This is a genomic window from Bacillus sp. EA-CB0995 (assembly GCF_055814245.1).
Genome location: NZ_CP169269.1, coordinates 2,624,956 through 2,644,720, shown reverse-complemented (window position 1 = coordinate 2,644,720; position 19,765 = coordinate 2,624,956). Strand labels below are relative to the sequence as shown.

Sequence of the window (19,765 nt, the reverse complement as noted above, 5' to 3'; positions counted from 1 at the left end):
ATGAATACGTTACAAGATATTAAACAAACTATCGTGCTAGAAGCACCTATTCAAAAAGTATGGGATACAGTATCAACTGCGGAAGGTATTGCATTATGGTTTATGCCAAATGATTTTCAACCAGAAGTAGGATATGAATTTCATATCCAATCACCTTTTGGTCCATCTCCATGTAAAGTATTAGAAATAGATGCTCCTCATCAACTTTCTTTTGCGTGGGATACAGACGGTTGGATTGTTTCTTTTGTTTTGAAAGACTTAGGAGATAAGACAGAATTTACACTCATTCATGGCGGTTGGAAAGAACCTGACTTTATTCTTCCGAAACCAAGTGAGAAAAGTGCTATTATTCGCGAGAGAATGGCATATGGTTGGACTGGCATTGTTAATGAAAAACTTAAAAAGGTTATTGAAGGTTAAGTGTCTCCATTAGCAGAAACATATGATGTATTTCAAGCGATTGCTGATCCAACTCGCAGAGAGGTACTTCGATTATTGGCAGAAAAAGAATTGCCTATTTCAGAAATAGCATCTCATTTTCCAATTAGTCGTACAGCTGTCACAAAACATCTTCACATTCTTTCAGAAGCAAAGCTAGTGAGTGGAAAAAAGGTAGGGAGAGAAAAAATTTATCAGCTGCAGCCAGAACCTTTACAAGAATTAAAGCAGTGGCTTTCATTTTACGAACAATTTTGGAATAATAAATTATCCATTTTGAAACATGTGGTTGAAAATGGAGAGAACAATGGATTAAAAATTGTTGAAACAAAATTGAATAAACAAGAGGAATAAGATAATTTTCTTCTAAATAAAAAGAGTATGTTTTAAACATACTCTTTTTTATTTCATATACAGAATTAAATTTAGTTTGTGCTACATATTTTTATAAATTCACAGTAACCTTTTTTAAAGAATTTTATTAATGGCAATGCTATATATAAATTTCCATTAAAGGAATGGACTGTAGATGAATATTGTTTTTGAAAGCATCATACTAATCGTTACAGGCATCCTCGGTTTAAAGTTAACGGGGAGTAAAACTCTTAGTCAAATGACGAGAGCTGAAATTATTATCGTTGTATCTATTGGGCGAATTATTGTAGAACCAGTGTTAAATAAGAAAATAGGACCAACTATACTCGCTACATGTATATTTTCTGGGATTTTATTTATAATTCATTATTTAGAAATGAAATCACGAAAGGTGGAACAATTTCTAAATGGTGATAATATCGTTCTTATTAAAGATGGAGAACTTTTAAAGAACAATTTAAAACGTGCCAAAATGACAGAACAGCAATTATTTATGCATCTAAGAGTACAGGGAATTCATGACATTCAAACATTACAGCAAGTAACTGCGGAGCCAAATGGTCGTATCGGATATCAATTAACTGCTCAAGCTCAACCGGTTACTCGTGAAGTGCTAGAAAAGGTACTGCGTCAATACATTTCTAAAGAATAAGGAATATAATTATGCCTATTTTTGGAAATCGAAAATTATCTCACGTAGTTTTTGTAGTCCGACAATTAAATCTTGATCATTTAGCATAGAATAGCTGATACGCATATACTCGTGTTTTGACTCGTGAACAAAGCAAGCTGTTCCTGGTAAAAAAGAAACGTCAACTTCATTTGCTTTTTTAAGTAATGCAAATGAATCCATTGAGCCCGGAAGGGAAATCCATAAGTTAAAGCCACCTTGTGGTATTTGAAAATGAAGTATATCTGTTAAGGGTGCAAGGGTTTTTATCGTAGCATCCCGACGCATTTGTAAGGCAGTCCGTAGTTTTTCTAAATGATTCTTCATTCTTTCTGTCCGCAAAAAAGGTAGAATGGCTTTTTGCGTTATTAGTGGACTACCTATATCCATTAATGCTTTCGCAGCATATAACCAATCAAATACAGGCCCTTCTGCGACTAAGGCTGCAATACGAAGCCCTGGTGCTAACGTTTTACTGAATCCTTTTAAATAAATGACATGACCGTTCTTATCAAAATGTTTAATAGGAGCCGGAAGCTCAATATCATTAAAATAGATCTCACCAAAAGAGTCATCTTCAATAATAAAAAAATGATAAAATTCTGCTAGTTCTATAAGCTCTTTTCTTCTTCGTTCACTCATTAATATTCCAGTCGGATTATGAAAGGCAGGATTCACATATAACAAAACTGGATTATTCTTTTGACACACCTCATCTAATAAATCAGAACGGATGCCTTGTTCATCAAGCTCAACGGGAATAACGTTGATTCCTTTGTTAACAAACACATCAATTGCAGCACCATAGCACGGACTTTCTACTATTACTGTGTCCCCAGGCTTTAATAATGTTTGAGCAATTAAATCAATGCCTTGCTGGGCACCACTTGTAATTAATAAATGAGCAGGATCGGCTGTTAATCTTTGATAGTCTTTTAAATATTTGCTAATTTCCATGCAAAGTTCTTCATCACCTTGTACAGGTCCGTATGTGGCCAAAATCATTTTGTCTTTGTCTAATATTTTTTGCATTTCGCCTGATAGAAACGGATTAGGTAAAAGACGTGGGTAGAGAATGGCCTGAGAAAAATCATAATACTTTTTGTGGCGATTGATAATATATTGAGACCTTATCACATTAACAGCTTTCATATGTTGCCAGTCATAAGGATCATGTATGTTTAGAGGAGTATTTCTTTTTCCTCTTATGTAAACCCCTTTTCCTGGTTGTATGTATACATAACCTTTTGTCTCAAGCTGTTTATATGCTTTCCGAACCGTCAATACACTTATTTTTAAATCATCTGCCATGATACGTAGAGAAGGAAGGGGGTCTCCATCTGCTAACATGCCACCTTGAATACGCTGAACGATTTGCTCGTAGATTTGCTGGTAGAACGGTATATTAGATTCTTTTCGGAGTACAATTTTCATTATCTCACCTAATCTTCTTTTTATTTTCATTTAAACTGAAAAAAACTTTACAATCAACAGAAAATTCATGCAACTGTTATATAGCTTGATGTACTGTTATACACTGTTTCCTCTATACTCATTTCAACAATGAAAGGGAGGAAGCATTATGGTTATTTTTAATTATCTTCTTATTTGTATTATTTTTGGGACGACATTTTTAACGATTAAAATCGGAATCGCAGCAGGGACTCCACCGCTTTTTTCAGCGGGGATTCGTTTCTTTTTTGCCGGTATAATCGTTATCATGTTTTTTATCGTGAAACGGAAACAAGTCATACCATACCTTTTAACAAAAAGAATTATATTTGCTGGCTTTTGTCTTACATTTATGACCTTTGCAACTTTATATTGGGCAGAGCAGTATATCTCATCGGGATTAGCAGCTGTTCTTTCCGCTACAGGTCCAATGATGATTTTATTGCTTCAAGCGAAACGAACGAAAAGAAAATTGAGAAGAGAGCAGCTTTTTGCCCTTATGATTGCTCTTATTGGAGTAGTGTGCATTTCTTTACCGGGGTTACAGCAGCAATTTTCTTATATGTGGAGTGTTGCTTGCCTTGTTATATTAGTAGGAGAATTTTTCTACGGAATGGGTACGATCCGTTCAAAGGAAATTTTATCAGATTTATCAAATGTCTCACCGTTTTTGATTAATGGCATTCAAATGTTGTATGGAGGTCTGTTACTAATTGTTTGTTCTCTCCTATTAGAACATCCGAATCTATCTGTCTTAACTTCATGGAACATTCAATGGCCGATTCTGTATTTAATATTTATAGGTTCGATTGGTGGGCATGGCTTATACTATTGGCTGTTATCTAAAACCAATCCTGTATTTCCATCTACTTGGCTTTATGTATCTCCATTAATTGCTGTCATAACAGGATATATATTTTTAGGTGAACCAATTAAACCAGAAATGGGAATTGGAGCTTGTTTCATTTTGATTGGTGTTTTTATGGCGAATCGATCCACACTTGAGTTGTATTGGAGACAAGGGAAGCTATTGAAAAAAGAGATGTAAGAGTTATTACAAAAGAAATCTAATTCATACGTATTAAAAAAACCTCTCATGTATCGTTAAAACATTGATACATGAGAGGTTTATGTATAAAACGCTAATTTACTTTCTTTATAAATCCTTTGTAGTGGCGTTTCACGAGCTGGCTTTCTAACGTTTTCATTGTTTCTAGTGCCACACCGACAATAATGAGTAAACTTGTCCCGCCGATTTGAGCAGAAGCGGGTAAATCAGAAACTTTTGTAAATATAATTGGTAAAATAGAAATGGTTCCTAAAAAAATTGCCCCAATAAAAGTTAAGCGATATAAGATTTTTGTTACGTATTGCTCTGTCATTTTCCCTGGTCGGATACCTGGAACATATCCATTTTGCTTTTTCAAGTTTTCAGCCATTTGTTCAGGGTTTACTTGAATAAAGGCATAAAAGTATGTAAAAGCAATAATGAGGCCAATGTATAGAAACATTCCAACTGGATGTGTAAAATCCAAGTTTGTATTTATCCATTTGGACACTGCAGAGTTTGGAAATAGCTGTGCAATTGTCCGCGGCGTCATTAAAAATGCTGAAGCAAAGATAACAGGAATGACACCTGCGCTATTTACCTTAAGAGGTAAGTGTGTATTTTTTGCTCCTTGATACGGATTGTTCCCAGTAGAAGCTTTTGCATATTGAATAGGAATTTTCCGATTTGCTTGCTGAATATAGATTACACCAACGATGATTGCTAAAATGACTAAAATAATTAATGCAATTTTTATAATATGCATAAAGAGTTGATCTCCAGCATTTTGAAATTGCTGTACATACACTTGATTCACAACATTTGGAATCGCTGCAATAAGGCCTGCAAAGATAAGAATTGAAATTCCGTTTCCGACTCCATTTGCAGTAATTTGTTCACCTAACCACATTAAAAACGCAGTACCAGCAGTTAATACGGTAGCGATTAATAAATAAGTTTTCCAACCTGGATCAGTTATTAATCGTCCACCTGCTATATTGTTAAAGCCGATAGACATTCCTATCGCCTGAATGAATGCAAGAACAATTGTAAAGTAGCGGGTAAATTGAGCTGATTTTTTACGGCCCATTTCACCTTGCTTTGCCCACTCTGTAAATTTAGGAACGACATCCATCTGTAATAACTGTACGATGATAGAGGCTGTAATATATGGTGTGATGCCAACTGCAAAAATCGAAAAGTTTTTCAGGGCACCTCCGCCAAATATATTGAGCATTCCTAAAATATTAGTTTGATCTTGTACTTTTAATACCTCGGCATTAGTATGAGGAACTGGAATGAATGTGCCAATCCGAAAAACAATTAACATTGCTAAAGTAAAAAGGATCTTCCTTCGTATTTCAGTCACTCTCATAAAGTTTGAAATTGTACGAAACATTATGTCGCCTCCTATATTTTCACCAGTTATTTCAAGTAAAGAAAAACTGGTATTTATATCCTCACGTATAAACTGCAAACCTCCTTCCGAATAAAATTCATTATGACAAATGGATTTTCATACAGTTTATGGATATAAAATAAAGCGATGGTTGTATTTTCGTAACAACTCAATAACCATAATATAACTATAAAATGAGGATTTGTACATAGATAAGGCTGAAAAGAATGGGAAATACAAGAAGTATACTTTTTTATAGCATCTTTATGGAATGTCATTAAAAATGTGGGCTGGGTATAGCGCAAGAGGAGGACTGACTCTTAATCCTTATGGGCCTGGAGAATTTTTTGTAGGTGGATCCAGCTTCGGTTCTGTTGCTGAAGTCGCTGTAATTTACACCCTCACTTCCTCTATTTAATTTTTTGAAAAGGATATATTTTCTTGAATATCATAATACGTTATAGAAAAATGCCGAGAGGGGTGTATGTGATGGGTTTCCCGCCTCAACAACAAAGTAAACCTGGCATTGAATCATTAATGAACCCCAGACCTATATTTGATAACCCCAATTACAAACCAGCCGGTAAGCTTATAAATAAGGTAGCGCTTATAACTGGTGGGGATAGTGGAATTGGGAGAGCCGTCGCTGTAGCCTTTGCGAAAGAGGGTGCAGACATTGCAATCTCATACTTAAATGAACACAGCGATGCAAAAGAAACGGAGTTCTATGTCAAAAAGTACGGCCGTAGTTGCATTACTATTCCAGGTGATATTGGGTATGAGCAGCATTGCCAACAAGCTGTAATGCAAACGATTCACCAGTTTGGTCGTATTGACATTTTGGTGAATAATGCCGGTGTACTATACATAAGGAACAGTCTACTTAATGTAGACTCGAATCAACGAGCAAGCATCTTTCACACAAATGTTTTTTCGCAGTTTATTTTTACGAAAGCTGCTTTACCATACATGAGTTCAGGGAGCTCCATAATAAATACAACATCCCTTAGTGCCTATCAGGGAGATCAAGATGCAATTGACTACTCGGCATCTAAAGGAGCCATTGTTTCATTTACACGTTCGCTATCATTGTCACTGGCATCGCAAGGGATTCGAGTTAATGGTGTGGCCCCAGGACCAATTTGGACTCCATTAATTCCATCTTCCTTACCTCCAGAATGGATTGCCACATTTGGAGACCATGTTCCTATGAAGCGAACCGGCCAACCGTTTGAAGTGGCACCTGCTTATGTATTCTTGGCCTCCGATGATGCATCTTACATATCAGGGCAAATTCTGCACGTGAATGGTGGGGAAATTGTGAACGGCTAAATACTTACAAAACTAATATTAAATGTTATTATTCAAACTGGGTATTTCCCCCACACCAAACAATAAAAAACCATCACCTAAGAGCGTACCTATGTGATGGTTTTTTATTGTAATAATTTTACCCTTTCAATGAAATTAGATAAAATGTTGTAAATGGAAAGGTTGAAAAAATGTACTTGTCCAGTATACTGAATATGTTTCAAACTTTATTAACATAGGTTGTTTCACTATGACCTATAAAGAACAAAATAGAAAAGGTGTTATAAATGAAATCGTATATTGTAGTTGGAGCTGGAATTCTTGGAGCATCTACTGCTTATCATCTTGCAAAGGCGGGAGTACATGTTACATTGATCGATCGCCAAGATTTAGGACAGGCGACTGATGCAGCGGCGGGAATTGTATGTCCTTGGCTCTCGCAGCGACGGAATAAAGCTTGGTATCAAATCGCAAAAGGCGGGGCTCGTTACTATGCTTCTTTAATTCAACAATTAGAAGCGGATGGCGAAACGGATACAGGTTATAAACGTGTAGGTGCAATTAGTCTTCATACAGAAGAGAAAAAATTAGATCAAATGGAAGAGCGGGCATATAAACGACGTGAGGATGCTCCGGAAATCGGTGAAATTACTCGTCTATCAAGTTCCGAGACAAAGAGCTTATTTCCGCCGTTATCAGAAGAATATAGCGCTGTACATATTAGCGGTGCTGCTCGTGTAAACGGTAGAGCACTTCGTCAGTCTCTTGTAAATGCAGCTAAAAAACATGGCGCTGTATGTATCAAGGGAGAGGCATCATTAGTTCATGAAGATAATCGAGTTATTGGCATTGAAGTAAATGGTGAGACTTTAACAGCTGATCAAGTGATCGTAACTGCTGGCGCTTGGGCAAATGAGTTATTGCAGCCGCTTGGTGTTAATTTCTTAGTTACATTCCAAAAAGCGCAAATTGTTCATCTCCATATGCCAGAAATAAATACAGAAAGTTGGCCTGTTGTTATGCCGCCAAATGACCAGTACATTCTTGCGTTTGAAGATGGTCGTGTCGTAGTAGGTGCAACACATGAAAATGATACTGGATTTGATTACCGAGTAACAGCAGGTGGATTACATGAAGTATTTGATAAAGCGTTATCGATTGCTCCAGGTCTATCAAATAGCACGGTACTTGAAACACGAGTCGGATATAGACCATTTACACCAGGATTCCTTCCTGTAATTGGTGCATTACCTAACTTCGAAGGCATACTAGTTGCCAACGGACTTGGTGCTTCTGGATTAACAGCAGGACCTTACTTAGGTTCTGAGCTTGCGAAACTTGCTCTTGGTGAACAGACAGAACTCGATCTTAGTTATTACGATGTAGCTGGGGCAATTGAGCAACCAAAGAATTAGAGAAATAGTATGTATTACATATAGGGGTAGCCTACATGCCCATCAGCCTAAAAAATAAAATAATTCATAACAAAAATTTTCTTTCTCTACAACTATTTATAAGAATTAAGATTCTTTTTTTGTTGTGAAGAGAAAAGGATTTCTTAGCTTGATGGCTATGTTACGGTACCCCTATAAGAAAATAGTAACAGGCTTTTAACTTTAAAATAGCTTAAATTGATGGATGTGATGTTACCTCTAAACGTAATTTCTTACTTACTAGTTAAACTGGACATTTCAACAGATTTTTGAGTACAACGTTTCATAGCTGAAATGATAGCTGTTCTTAAGCCTTTTTCCTCTAATGTTGCTACAGCTTCTATTGTCGTTCCACCTGGAGAACAAACCATATCTTTAAGTGTGCCTGGATGTATTCCTGTTTCAAGTACCATTTTTGCAGAACCTAATACAGCTTGAGCTGCGAATTTATATGCTTGAGCTCTTGGCATACCATCTAGTACAGCAGCATCTGCCATGGCTTCTATAAACATATATACATATGCTGGAGAAGAACCACTTACAGATGTTACAACATCCATTAATTTTTCATTTACTATCTCTGTTTGGCCAAAACTATTAAATATATTTAGTATGTCTTCTAGATCTTTTTCTGTAACCATTTCATTAGCACATAACGCAGACATTCCTTCTCCAACAAGAGCAGGTGTATTAGGCATTACTCTAACAACCTTTAACTTTCTGCCGAAAGCATTCTCAGTACTCTTAATACTTTTTCCCGCAGCAATAGTTACGACTATTACATCGTTTTTTATCTGCTCTTTTATTTGGTTAATTACTGATGAGTATAGGTCTGGTTTGATTGACAAAATTAAAATATCAGCATTGTTAGCTACTTCATTGTTGTCAGTAGTTGTAGTTATGTCATATTTTTCACTAGCATTTTTTAAATTAATGACACTTACATCTGAACAAATTATTTTATCTGAAGAAACTATATTTTTGTTAATCATTCCACCTATCATAGCGATACCCATGTTTCCACATCCGATGAATCCTATTTGTTTGTTCATAATAACTCGCTCTTGCTCCTTTTAGTATAAATTTTATTGGTTTGAAATTATTATTCTAAAAAATTAATGATATCCCGTACAGAAGAAATAAACATTATAAACTATATCGAGATTAGTATAAAAAAACATTTTAAGAGAGTACACTATTTTTTGCAATACAAAAAATATATAGAAATCACTTTTATTCTGCACTAAACAAGTACATTTTCTATAATTTAATATGTTTTGTTATATACCACTCAATAACATTTTAAATAATTTTGGAGAATATAAACGTATCACTATCTTTCCTTATTTTCTAAAATATCTCTTGACATAAAAATGCGTTATATCGCATACTATATAAAAATTAAAGTGGAAATCGTTGAAGGGAACTAGTACATATGTCTTCTTGCGCAAGAGAGTGGAATCCGCGGGCTGAAAGATTCCTCGTATAGAAACTATCGAACCTATCCCTGAGTCTTAAACGAAAGTTTAAGCGTATGCCTGCGTTACAGGCGACAAGCGGATATAGATTTATATCAATGAAGGTGGTACCGCGGAACAATGACCGTTTCGTCCTTTTTAAGGACGGAGCGGTCTTTTTTATTTGGCTCTTTATTGCGAGATAGGCATCATTGGTGAGGGATTTTTTGCTGCAAATTGCACGTGGTAGAAGAATAGTTTGTCTCCATTTGAAAAAAGAAGCAGCACAATTTACAAAAAACTTTTATTTTAGACTAGGGGTACAAAAGTGAAAAAACAACGAATTGTCGTAAAAATCGGAAGCAGTTCCTTGGCAGCGAATCATGGCGGCATCTCTGGCGAACAGCTTTCAGATCACGTTGCCGCCTTGGCGCGACTGAAGCAGGAAGGACATGAAATCGTGCTGATTACATCTGGGGCCGTCGCCGCAGGTTTTCCGCTCTCGGGTATCCCGGCCGACCAGTGACAATTAAAGGGAAGCAGGCTGCCGCCGCTGTTGGGCAAAGTCTGTTGATGCAGGCGTATACGGAGGAATTCCGCAAATATGGGATTGTTACTGCGCAGCTTCTGCTGACAAGAAGCGATTTTTCCAGAAAAGAACAATACAGCAATGCCTACGCCACTTTATCGGAGCTACTAAACCGCTCCGCTCTTCCTATAATCAATGAAAACGATTCTATTTCTTTGGAGGAGCTGACGTTTGGTGATAATGACATGCTGTCAGCTTTAGTAAGCGGGCTTGTCTCGGCGGATATGCTCATGATTTTTACGGATGTGAACGGTTTGTATGACCGGAATCCCCAGAAAAATCCGGACGCGAAAAAGTATTACTTTCTCCCTGCCGTTACGGAAGAAATCGCCTCTCTTGCTGGAGATGCTGGCTCAAAACTTGGTACCGGCGGCATGAAATCGAAAATCGATGCGGCAAAGACGGCACTATCTCTCGGTGTGAGTGTATTCATCGGAACAGGATGTGGACGGGAGAAGTTTTTAGATGTTTTGAAGGGTAAAGGTGATGGAACGTATATCGGTAATACGCCTCAAAAAGTGATCAAGATGAACAAGCAATGGATCGCGCTGCATTCGTTTGTCAGCGGACAAATCGAAGTGGATGCCGGAGCAGCCGCTGCCATCATTCAGCGTGAAAAAGTCTTCTGCCTGCCGGTGTTACCGGTGTGTTTGGGATCTTTCAAGCCGGAGAAGTCGTGGAGGTCATCACGCAACAAGGACGCGTGATAGGGAAAGGACAGTGCAGATATAGCGCAGAAGAATTGCGGGAGCTAAAAGGTATGCAGAGCCAAGACATTCAAGCGCGAGGCGAAAGGCATAGCTATGAGGTCATTCATAGGGATAATTGGGTTTCATTTTAAGAATAGAGAGATGGCTCGTTCAAGTGAAGAACACAGGGTCCTCCGTCATAAAATGCGCTGTTTGTCTTTTCTCGCTCTAAGCGTCCGATTGATTCAACTAACAATTATGCAGGAGAGTCTTGGATGGTAGTGCCTAGTTGACGGAGTTGGACACGTCTCAAATTTTATACTTTTTAATTTTTAAAAGGGGGAAACGAAAATGAATGAAGTGTTGGCAAAGGGACAAAAAGCGAAAAAGATTGCGGGAGAGCTTGTAGCCAAATCGACTAATGAAAAAAATAAGGCACTGGCGGCTGTCGCTGAGCAATTGATAGTAGAGACATCCTATATTTTGGAGGAGAACAAACGGGATATCGAACAAGGTAAAGCGAAAGGAATGTCTGCCTCTCTCATCGACCGCCTCATGCTGAATGAACAGCGCATTATCGATATGACAGAGGGTATCCGGCAGCTGATTGATTTGCGCGATCCTGTCGGAGAATGTGTAGCTGCATGGGAACGGCCGAATGGATTGTCTATTCGGGAGATGCGCGTGCCGCTCGGTGTTGTCGGGATGATTTACGAGGCGCGGCCGAACGTGACGGTAGATGCGGCCACAATTTGCTTGAAAACAGGTAACGCAGTGATCTTGCGTGGTAGTTCTTCCGCCGCTTATTCCAACAAAGCCATCGTCGCTGTCATTCATCGAGCGCTCAAACAAACGAGCTTGCCTCCAGAAAGCGTACAGCTCATTGAAGACAATTCACGAGACAGCGCAAAGCAGCTGTTTACATTGAACGAGTACTTGGATGTTCTTATTCCGAGAGGTGGCAAGCAGTTGATAGATACTGTAGTGAGAGAAGCGTCTGTTCCTGTATTGGAAACAGGTGCGGGAAATTGTCACATTTTCATTGATGAAACAGCGGATAAACAGATGGCATTCGATATTATCGTAAACGCCAAAACACAGCGTCCGTCTGTATGCAATGCTATTGAAACAATTATACTTCATGAGAATTGGGCGCAGCGATTCGGTACCGAGCTGTTTTCTTTCTTGAAGGAAAGAGGAGTAGAGCTGCGTGGAGATAAGAAAGCATTGGCAATTGATTCTTCTCTTGTACCCGCCTCAGAAGAAGACTGGGAAACAGAGTTTTTGTCTCTTACGCTGGCAGTCAAAATCGTTTCCTCTGTTGAAGAAGCGATTCGCCACATCAATGCTTATGGCTCCATGCATTCAGAAGCGATCATTACAGAGAACGAGGAAAACGTCAGTAAGTTTTTCACGTCCGTCGATGCCGCGGCGCTCTACCATAATGCTTCGACCCGCTTTACTGACGGTTTTGAATTTGGCTTCGGCGCAGAAATCGGCATCAGCACGCAAAAGCTGCACGCGCGGGGACCGATGGGGCTATCTGCATTGACTTCCACAAAATATGTGATTCGTGGGAATGGACAGATTCGGGGATAAGAAGTAGAAGGACGGATGTAAAGCCCCCTTGTTTTTTCTTCATCTATACCTATTATCATTATTTATTACTATGTTCATTTAAAAACTGATTCAGTTTTTTTCTGTAAGAAGTAGCAAACTTAAGTATTTGTAATACAGAAAAGGATAGATAAGGTTTCTATTTTATCTATCCTTTTTTTATCACATATAATGTGGAATATTTTTTTGTTTTGGGGTATTTAATTTTGTTAGGTTGATGGCAATGGCGTACCGTCCACATTTTAACGAAAATATACGCTAAGTAAAATTCGGCATGAAAAAGTGTTGATTTTACTAATTTAAGAAAATCACCTAATCTCAAAAACGTCGGTAGGTATTTGAGACAAATCCACTTCAACGTAAAATAAGCTAAAAATAGCTTAAATGGTGTCTCAAAACTTATCTTTAAATTAAAATCCCAATTGAAATCATGCTATTGTTTTTCGAAAATCTTTTAGCGTATAAAAACATTAAAATGTACATGCTACACCTTTTTTAATTTCTGTTCAATCTTATCCTGTACTGATTCGATTTTTTCAGGCAACACAAATAAATATTCGATAAGGACTTCTAATAATTCTGTTAATAAAGCTACTGCTTCATCATCAATTTCCTGTTTCAATTCAAGCATCCCATAAAAAGGACTTTCCGGATGAACGAGGTTGCCCACATCTTGAATCGGTTTAGTTAAATCGATATATTTTGGCAATTGCTCAAATTGCTGGGAAAGAGACTGTCCATTACTTTTCTCTCCAAGAAAATGTTTGAGGACACTTTCAAGAACTTGTTTTGACAGTACTGCAGTAGCAGAGTTATCTTTTGACTGACTGACATTTAAAGTAGAGCGATATGCCCTAACAAGGTCTATAGGGATATGTTTATTGCGTTCGAGCTGATCTAAAGGATCTCTTAAATCCGAAGGACTATAAATATACACTTCTACTTCTTTATTTATTTGATCCGGATAATCATTAAACATAATCACAAATTCTGATGTCTTTTGACATTCAAAACAAAGCCCTTCTGCGAATAATCCTCTTTTTGTAACTTGGTAAAAATTCGTTTTTAACGTAAATTCACTTGATTTACCGCATTTAGGACACTGACTTTTGACATTTTTCGGCACCTTTAAATTCCCATACTGGGTATGAGATGAAATGGCCCCTGGTAATATTTTTCTCATTTAAACCTCCTAAAAACTTAACCCTAATCCGTAACTTATATACATATTTCTGGTAACTATTCAGTCACCTCATGAAGATATAAGGTGGTTAGAAACATTTTACTAAAAAAATATGTTTACTTGTTTTATCACAAGATATAGTATATCGCACATGTTTGTGTTGTAGGCAAAAAATAGACCGAATTTCCGCCTATGAAACTCCTAAATTAAAGGTATAGCTGAGTAGTTATTATTTCTGTATTATTGATAATACAAATTTTTTAATTTATACAAAAAGTATAAATTAAAAAATCACAATTACAATCTGTAATATGTGGAAATAATATTTTTTCTTAGTAGAGTGTCACCATACATACCCATCAAGCTAATGTTTTGAGACACTCCCATAACGAAAACTTTACCTTTTTACAGTTATTTATGAGAATTTGGATCATTTTTTTCGTTTTGGGGAACAATTAATTTCTTAACTTGATGGGCATGGGGTAACGCCAGCATTTTGGAAAAAACCCACGCTAAGACATTTTTTGGAAGTAAAAACCTTGATTTTCATACGCTAAGGAATTTCTTACCGCATTAAAAGATAGTAAGTAACCAAAATGGTCTGTATCAAAAATGTAATCAAATAGTTTTGATACAAATTGATTTTGTTACATATTTTTGTTACGCAAAAATCAATAAATCGCTTAGCAATGTACTTCAAATAAAGCGTTGTAACAAAAACGTTCATTATTGTTACGGTACAAATAATCCTTAGCGCGGGTTTTATGTTAGTACGTTGGCTGTACCCCTATATAAGGACAACTGATAATACAATTATTGATTTGTGTATTTCTGAATTTCCGGAAGTATTTGCGATACATGAGGGTTTCAGTGACATTGCGATTAAAAGGATATTAAGCTGAAACTGATTCGTCTTGCAGTGATAGATAGTCAAAATAAACAAGCAAAATAAAAACCCTTCATTTGCTTAACAGCAGACAAAGGGCAATGACATAAATGATCTAGTAAGAAGGGAATCTGACCATTCCCTTCTTCATTTATTGTAACATAGAAGGAAAACAGCAAACAAAGGAGAACTCTCATGAAAGAAATCGAAAAATACATGACACCAGCTGAAGCATCTTTTTATTGGAGGATTCCTCGTGAGACATTGAAGAATAAATACAGCCCGTGTGTAATGAATGAGAAGCAAGTGAAGGATCTAGAACGCATGTTACAAGAAGGCTTAGTTAAGTACTTTTTGCATCCTGAAGGAAAGCGTAAGGAATGGATTATTAGTCGTCAAGCAATGTATGAATGGTTTGGAGAACCAAAAGAATAAGGAGAAAGGATGTTAAGGGGTAGAGTCAGGAAAATGCGCATTTACAACGATAAGCATTTTGATACAAGTCTTATGAGACATTATGAAGTCTAATTTAAAGGTGATTTGATTATGTACCAATAGGTTTTACTCTATTGAGATTGTGAAGTTTTCTACTTAAACTAACGGGGCAGGTTAGTTTAAGTAGGTAATATTTGGATTAAGATAGATATAAGTAGAAAAGTTAATAACAAGGGGTGATTTTTTGGAGAAAAATATTGGGGATGTAGATTTTTTTAAACAAGTAGTAAAAAGACTTTGCAACTAATAAAGTAATAAGGTTTACTTCAGTAAAATAAGGTATATTATATTTGTTGAATAGATTATCTTTAAAGACAAGAAAAGTAGGTGAACAAAGTGGGAAAATATCAATTGGATTACAAAAGTCAGGTAGCTGTGACAAAGTTTCATGAAAAACAGACGCCTGCCAAATTTGATAAAAAGCAGCAACTTGAAAAATTGCGTGCGGAGTATTTGAAAAAGAAGCAAAAACAAACAGATAAATAATATGTTACGTTTTTGATTACGTTTTTCCTAATTTTCTGTATATGGTGCAAACAAACACAAGAAAATAGGTAAGTTATTCATCGTTCAAATATATGCAGGCTATTTTTTCAAACCTCTTACTTATGCAACTAACGCATGTGTTAGTTCATTAAGAATAACTAAAAATGTGGCTTTGAAATAAAGTTGAACTGTTTATGGGGTACCGCCAACAAAACGCGGAAAATATACGATAAGACATTTTGGGAAGTGGAAATTGAATTTTTTATACTCTAAGGGATTTTTTAACCATAAACCTTCGTTTTTGGTGATTTCAAGTGGTACTTTTATTTCTCTTTTCGTATAGCAATTCCGTATACCCAAAACCATAACTAAAAACAAATAACCACAAAAGCGACATTTCAACGTTTTTGGTTACGATTATTTACAATATTTGTCTTAACGTATGTTTAGCGCGTTTTGCTGGTACTACCCCTTTATAAAAAAGTCGCACCGTTTTGAAAAAAGTTTAACCGTTTATAAAAAAGCTGAACCGGAATTTCCTATCTCTTTAAAGAAGGGATTTCGGTTTTTCTTGTGGATTAAGAATCTGTTAAGTGATAATAAAGTTATTCCATTAAAGGGCCAGATTGTGGAATAAATGTTTCGAAACTTTTGCACCAATGAAACGTATAAAAATTGCGAAGGAATGTACTTGAACTACGTAGCAGGTTTGGAAGGTAATTCACAAAAAAGGTGGATAAAAAGTGGATTTATTATCTTGGATAGCTGTTGGGTTCATCATAATCGGATTTGTTGTTCTTGCTTTTATAACAAGAAATATGAAAAGAAAGATCCATCAAAGTTCAGGTACCCAATCCATAGTTTGGAGGATAGTAGGAACCTCAGTTTGGGGGATGGTGAGTATCTTCCTTATTGTGTGGTGGTTACTTCCTAGATTTTTGTGAAGAACTGTACTTAAACAAACGGGCGCTCTACTTGAATAAGAACAACAAAAGAATGCAAAACCAGATACGTAAATTCATGAGTTGTAAAAATGGTCGCTTGTATGTATTCTTGCAAATACTTGTGAAAAATGTTAATCTACATAAGAATTATTTTTGTTCGGTGTAAAGGATAGTATTAGTAAAACTTTTCGTCTTGATGATCACTGAGAGCAAGGATAGTAACACAATGTGTGTTTTTCACACTAGGAGGCAACAAAAATGGAAAATGGTAAAGTAAAATGGTTTAACAGCGATAAAGGCTTCGGATTCATCGAACGTGAAGGTGGAGAAGACGTATTCGTTCATTTCTCAGCTATTCAAGGCGAAGGTTTCAAATCTTTAGAAGAAGGTCAAGCTGTGACTTTCGATGTTGAGCAAGGTCAACGTGGAGCTCAAGCAGCTAACGTGCGTAAAGCTTAATAATAAAACCAAACTCAAGCAGACTCTTTATAGAGTCTGTTTTTTATTTATCTTATAAGCAAGGAACTCCATTCACGAATGAGCAGGGCACATATAAACAGTAAATCAAATGGTAAACAAAGTGTATCGCATAATCACGAATTCTCCTAATTACATTTGAATAAACAATTTGAAGTCCTTTTGTAGAGAGTGGCTAAAATTGTCACTCTTTTTGGGTAATTCAAACGGATGCTTATGTTGAATAAGGATTAAGCAATGATCTTCAACTAACGGGCGCGATTGTTAAAGATAAACAGTAGAAAGTAATCAACCTTTTTTATAAAAATTGTATAACACTTCACAAAGTAGGAGTCCGTTTTGATTAATCTTTTTTTCAAAATGGATTCTTTTTATTTCGAACAAAATGCGGGTTTATGAAATTTTTTGATCAAACTTTATTTTAAAACTACAAAAAAAGTCGATTCCTTGAGATGGAAATCGGCTTTTTTAATAAGTGACATTTCCTTAGCGTTGTAAATCCGCATTTTCCTGAAGCTACCCCGTTAAGAATGAAAGAAGAAACTATTTCATTGTGAGGAGGATTCAAAAATACACTCAGGATGATTGGCTGGTTTTGGATCATAATGCTTTTTATATTTGGAGAAAGCTTGTTACAATAAAAAGAAAAACATAGGGTAAATAAGATAATGAAAAGAGGAAAGAGGCTGAATGAAGTCAACGGGAATCACTAGAAAAGTAGATGAATTGGGGCGTGTAGTTATCCCAAAAGAACTGAGGGATACGCTCGGTATTAAAGAAAAATCACCATTAGAGATCTTTGTAGATGGAGAAAAAATTGTTTTACAGAAGTATCAAGCTGGTGGAGCTTGTGTGATAACTGGTGAGGTTTCAGAACGTAATATGTCATTAGCAAACGGAAAGATTACAATAAGTCCAGAAGGTGCAGAGTACCTGGTTAAAGAGTTGCAACAATACTAAGTTAAATAGAAAAATTAAAGGCTCCGCCATACAGGGAGCTTTTTTATTATCAATATAATAATTTCACATACCGTAATGATTAATAAACAAAACACCCCCAAATAGCAGTCTACATTTATAGCTTGTTTCCCTTTTGGGATGCTATTTCCTTACAAATGTATCTAATTTCCTAGTGGTGTAAATCCGTATTTTCCTGACTCTACCCCATCGCTATCAAGCTAAGCTTATGCAAAGTCAATTTTAGGCGAGATTGTTTCTTTTTTCTAAAGAGCAAGTGTAGGTGTTTGAAAGATTTGCATACGAAATAAACCCTAACGGGTTTCACTTTTTTGAATTAAGCGGCTTGATTATCAGACATGGTACAATTGTAAACGACACCTAATATATCAAAGATCGTTTTTTTATCATATCGATGAGATTTCCGCCCATTTTGCTGTAGGAGATTGAACAGGCGAAGTAACACCTTTGATAGCTCTTGGGTGTTTTTTTGTATAGTTTGGAATAGAAGAAGAAAATAGTCTTTAATCATATATATGGCTTTATACTCACTAAGCTCTCGTTTTTTCTTCATGAGGAGCAATTGGCGCATTTGAAACATGATAGAAGAACAGAGTAGAATGGCAATCAATTGACCATATAAATGGCACTCCAATCGTTCTGGTTTTATCTTTTTACAATGATGGATTTGAAAGAATGACTTCCACGTTTTAAATAAAATTTCGATTTGCCAACGCAAAGAATACCAGTCATGTACCTGTCCCATCGGGACAATATCTGTAGGGGTGTTTGTCATATATACATTGATACCACTGAGCCGTTTACTACGAGGAGAATACTTCATTCCTTTCTTTTTTCTCTTACAGCTTGATCTTGTAATCGTTTTTGTTGCTGTTGTTTTGTTAATCGGTGAACAATTACACGAGCTGGCACTTTATCAATCATTCCTACATAAGCATCAGCTATTTCACATGTTTGTCCTGGTTGAAGGGAGCTCATTAACGTCTCCATATCTATCTGTATATACTCTGTACCTTTCTTAATTCTTCCGTTTTGAAAATAATTAGGGTTAGGATTTTTTTGATAAATACGTGTATTCGACTTGATACGAGAGATATAGTAGGCCTCTTTATCTTGTATATATTGAAGGCCTTTTAAATGAAAATAACCTAAATCTCGGATGCATAAATCATTCGCTGTCACAGTTGGGGCACACAGAGAGCCGTAAGTGCGATCATGTTGTTTACCTGGGCCTGTATGAATATGTAGGAACTGTCCACTTAACAAATCATACTCAAGTTGAATTTTTATCCCAGCTGTATGGCTGCACCCTCCTGCACCTGGATAAACCGATGAAAATACATCTGGGAGTTGAAATGCAGTTGAATCTAAAATACGAATACGCTTGAAAACAGAAGTGTATGGAGAAGAAATCGGCATAGATGCGGCCAATTTTTTGCTTAGTAGTTCGGCTAGTAGGCGTTGTAAAAGTTGGACGGCCGCCTTATTAAATCGTTGATTCAGTCCCTCAGGACTGATAAGTACTTCTGTTGATGCTTCTAAACAGCTAGATAACTGAGTTAAAGAAGTCATAGCTACATTTTGGCTCACCCATACACATAAAGCTACTAAATCTTTTGCTTGGTACTTACTGGTTCGTTGTACAAAACCAACATCTCTAGCAAGATCCCGTAAGGTATTTGGAGATAAAAAACTTTGAATCTCTTGAGCAAATAGTTGTAATTCGTCAGACACAGAAACAGACATAAAAAACGCCATCCTTTCCTATGATTCTACAGAAAGAATAGCGTATTTTGTGAATTATGAGTATAAATTCATCTAAATTTTAACTTTCTAGC

15 protein-coding genes, 2 pseudogenes and 1 other annotated feature are annotated in these 19,765 nt (G+C 36.4%); of the genes and pseudogenes, 12 read left to right on the top strand and 5 right to left on the bottom strand.

Annotated features, from left to right (window positions below):
* From ACEWFJ_RS13740 to ACEWFJ_RS13730, 3 genes are all read left to right on the top strand, one after another.
* On the top strand, window positions 1–420 hold the full coding sequence (locus tag ACEWFJ_RS13740; protein WP_473688930.1) for an SRPBCC family protein: 420 nt from the start codon (window positions 1–3) through the stop codon (window positions 418–420).
* Window positions 421–792, top strand: coding sequence for an ArsR/SmtB family transcription factor (locus ACEWFJ_RS13735; RefSeq protein WP_473688929.1), 372 nt, complete (start codon window positions 421–423; stop codon window positions 790–792).
* A 175-nt stretch (window positions 793–967) separates the two neighbouring features.
* Window positions 968–1,465, top strand: a complete 498-nt coding sequence (locus ACEWFJ_RS13730) for a DUF421 domain-containing protein (protein WP_473688928.1) — start codon at window positions 968–970, stop codon at window positions 1,463–1,465.
* Between the two features lie 15 nt (window positions 1,466–1,480).
* On the opposite strand, the gene pdxR is transcribed toward ACEWFJ_RS13730, so the two are convergent.
* On the bottom strand, window positions 1,481–2,917 hold the full coding sequence (gene pdxR, locus ACEWFJ_RS13725) for a MocR-like pyridoxine biosynthesis transcription factor PdxR (protein ID WP_473688927.1): 1,437 nt from the start codon (window positions 2,915–2,917) through the stop codon (window positions 1,481–1,483).
* A gap of 148 nt (window positions 2,918–3,065) precedes the next feature.
* Between pdxR and ACEWFJ_RS13720 the strand changes: the two genes are divergently transcribed.
* Complete coding sequence (locus tag ACEWFJ_RS13720) at window positions 3,066–3,983, top strand: DMT family transporter (protein ID WP_473688926.1); 918 nt, start codon at window positions 3,066–3,068, stop codon at window positions 3,981–3,983.
* A gap of 94 nt (window positions 3,984–4,077) precedes the next feature.
* Here the strand turns inward: ACEWFJ_RS13720 and secY are convergent, their stop codons facing one another.
* Complete coding sequence (secY, locus tag ACEWFJ_RS13715; RefSeq protein WP_473688925.1) at window positions 4,078–5,382, bottom strand: preprotein translocase subunit SecY; 1,305 nt, start codon at window positions 5,380–5,382, stop codon at window positions 4,078–4,080.
* A 489-nt stretch (window positions 5,383–5,871) separates the two neighbouring features.
* Here secY and ACEWFJ_RS13710 point away from each other — a divergent pair, with 489 nt between their 5' ends.
* Both ACEWFJ_RS13710 and ACEWFJ_RS13705 read left to right on the top strand, forming a co-directional pair.
* Window positions 5,872–6,714, top strand: coding sequence for an SDR family oxidoreductase (locus tag ACEWFJ_RS13710; protein WP_473688924.1), 843 nt, complete (start codon window positions 5,872–5,874; stop codon window positions 6,712–6,714).
* A gap of 266 nt (window positions 6,715–6,980) precedes the next feature.
* Window positions 6,981–8,108 (top strand): NAD(P)/FAD-dependent oxidoreductase, encoded by a 1,128-nt coding sequence (locus tag ACEWFJ_RS13705; RefSeq protein WP_473688923.1) that lies wholly within the window; start codon window positions 6,981–6,983, stop codon window positions 8,106–8,108.
* A gap of 251 nt (window positions 8,109–8,359) precedes the next feature.
* Here the strand turns inward: ACEWFJ_RS13705 and proC are convergent, their stop codons facing one another.
* On the bottom strand, window positions 8,360–9,178 hold the full coding sequence (proC, locus tag ACEWFJ_RS13700; protein ID WP_473688922.1) for a pyrroline-5-carboxylate reductase: 819 nt from the start codon (window positions 9,176–9,178) through the stop codon (window positions 8,360–8,362).
* Between the two features lie 355 nt (window positions 9,179–9,533).
* Window positions 9,534–9,744, top strand: a binding site (T-box leader).
* A 167-nt stretch (window positions 9,745–9,911) separates the two neighbouring features.
* On the opposite strand from proC, the pseudogene proB reads away from it, so the two are divergent.
* Both proB and ACEWFJ_RS13690 read left to right on the top strand, forming a co-directional pair.
* Window positions 9,912–11,013 (top strand): annotated as a pseudogene (proB, locus tag ACEWFJ_RS13695) (glutamate 5-kinase).
* A 199-nt stretch (window positions 11,014–11,212) separates the two neighbouring features.
* Complete coding sequence (locus ACEWFJ_RS13690) at window positions 11,213–12,460, top strand: glutamate-5-semialdehyde dehydrogenase (RefSeq protein WP_473688921.1); 1,248 nt, start codon at window positions 11,213–11,215, stop codon at window positions 12,458–12,460.
* Between the two features lie 502 nt (window positions 12,461–12,962).
* Here ACEWFJ_RS13690 and ACEWFJ_RS13685 read toward each other — a convergent pair.
* Window positions 12,963–13,661, bottom strand: coding sequence for a hypothetical protein (locus tag ACEWFJ_RS13685; protein WP_473688920.1), 699 nt, complete (start codon window positions 13,659–13,661; stop codon window positions 12,963–12,965).
* A gap of 1,081 nt (window positions 13,662–14,742) precedes the next feature.
* Between ACEWFJ_RS13685 and ACEWFJ_RS13680 the strand changes: the two genes are divergently transcribed.
* From ACEWFJ_RS13680 to ACEWFJ_RS13665, 4 genes are all read left to right on the top strand, one after another.
* On the top strand, window positions 14,743–14,982 hold the full coding sequence (locus ACEWFJ_RS13680; RefSeq protein WP_473688919.1) for a DNA-binding protein: 240 nt from the start codon (window positions 14,743–14,745) through the stop codon (window positions 14,980–14,982).
* Window positions 14,983–15,378: 396 nt separating this feature from the next.
* The gene (locus ACEWFJ_RS13675) at window positions 15,379–15,528 is read left to right on the top strand and encodes a hypothetical protein (RefSeq protein WP_003203575.1); all 150 of its coding nucleotides are present in this window, start codon (window positions 15,379–15,381) and stop codon (window positions 15,526–15,528) included.
* 1,202 nt (window positions 15,529–16,730) lie between these two features.
* Window positions 16,731–16,931: a cold-shock protein gene (locus ACEWFJ_RS13670; RefSeq protein ID WP_429716542.1), complete on the top strand. Its 201-nt coding sequence runs from the start codon at window positions 16,731–16,733 to the stop codon at window positions 16,929–16,931.
* A 708-nt stretch (window positions 16,932–17,639) separates the two neighbouring features.
* Complete coding sequence (locus ACEWFJ_RS13665; RefSeq protein WP_429720991.1) at window positions 17,640–17,909, top strand: AbrB/MazE/SpoVT family DNA-binding domain-containing protein; 270 nt, start codon at window positions 17,640–17,642, stop codon at window positions 17,907–17,909.
* Between the two features lie 334 nt (window positions 17,910–18,243).
* Here ACEWFJ_RS13665 and ACEWFJ_RS13660 read toward each other — a convergent pair.
* Window positions 18,244–19,673: pseudogene (locus ACEWFJ_RS13660) on the bottom strand (IS4 family transposase).
* Between the last annotated feature and the right edge of the window lie 92 nt (window positions 19,674–19,765).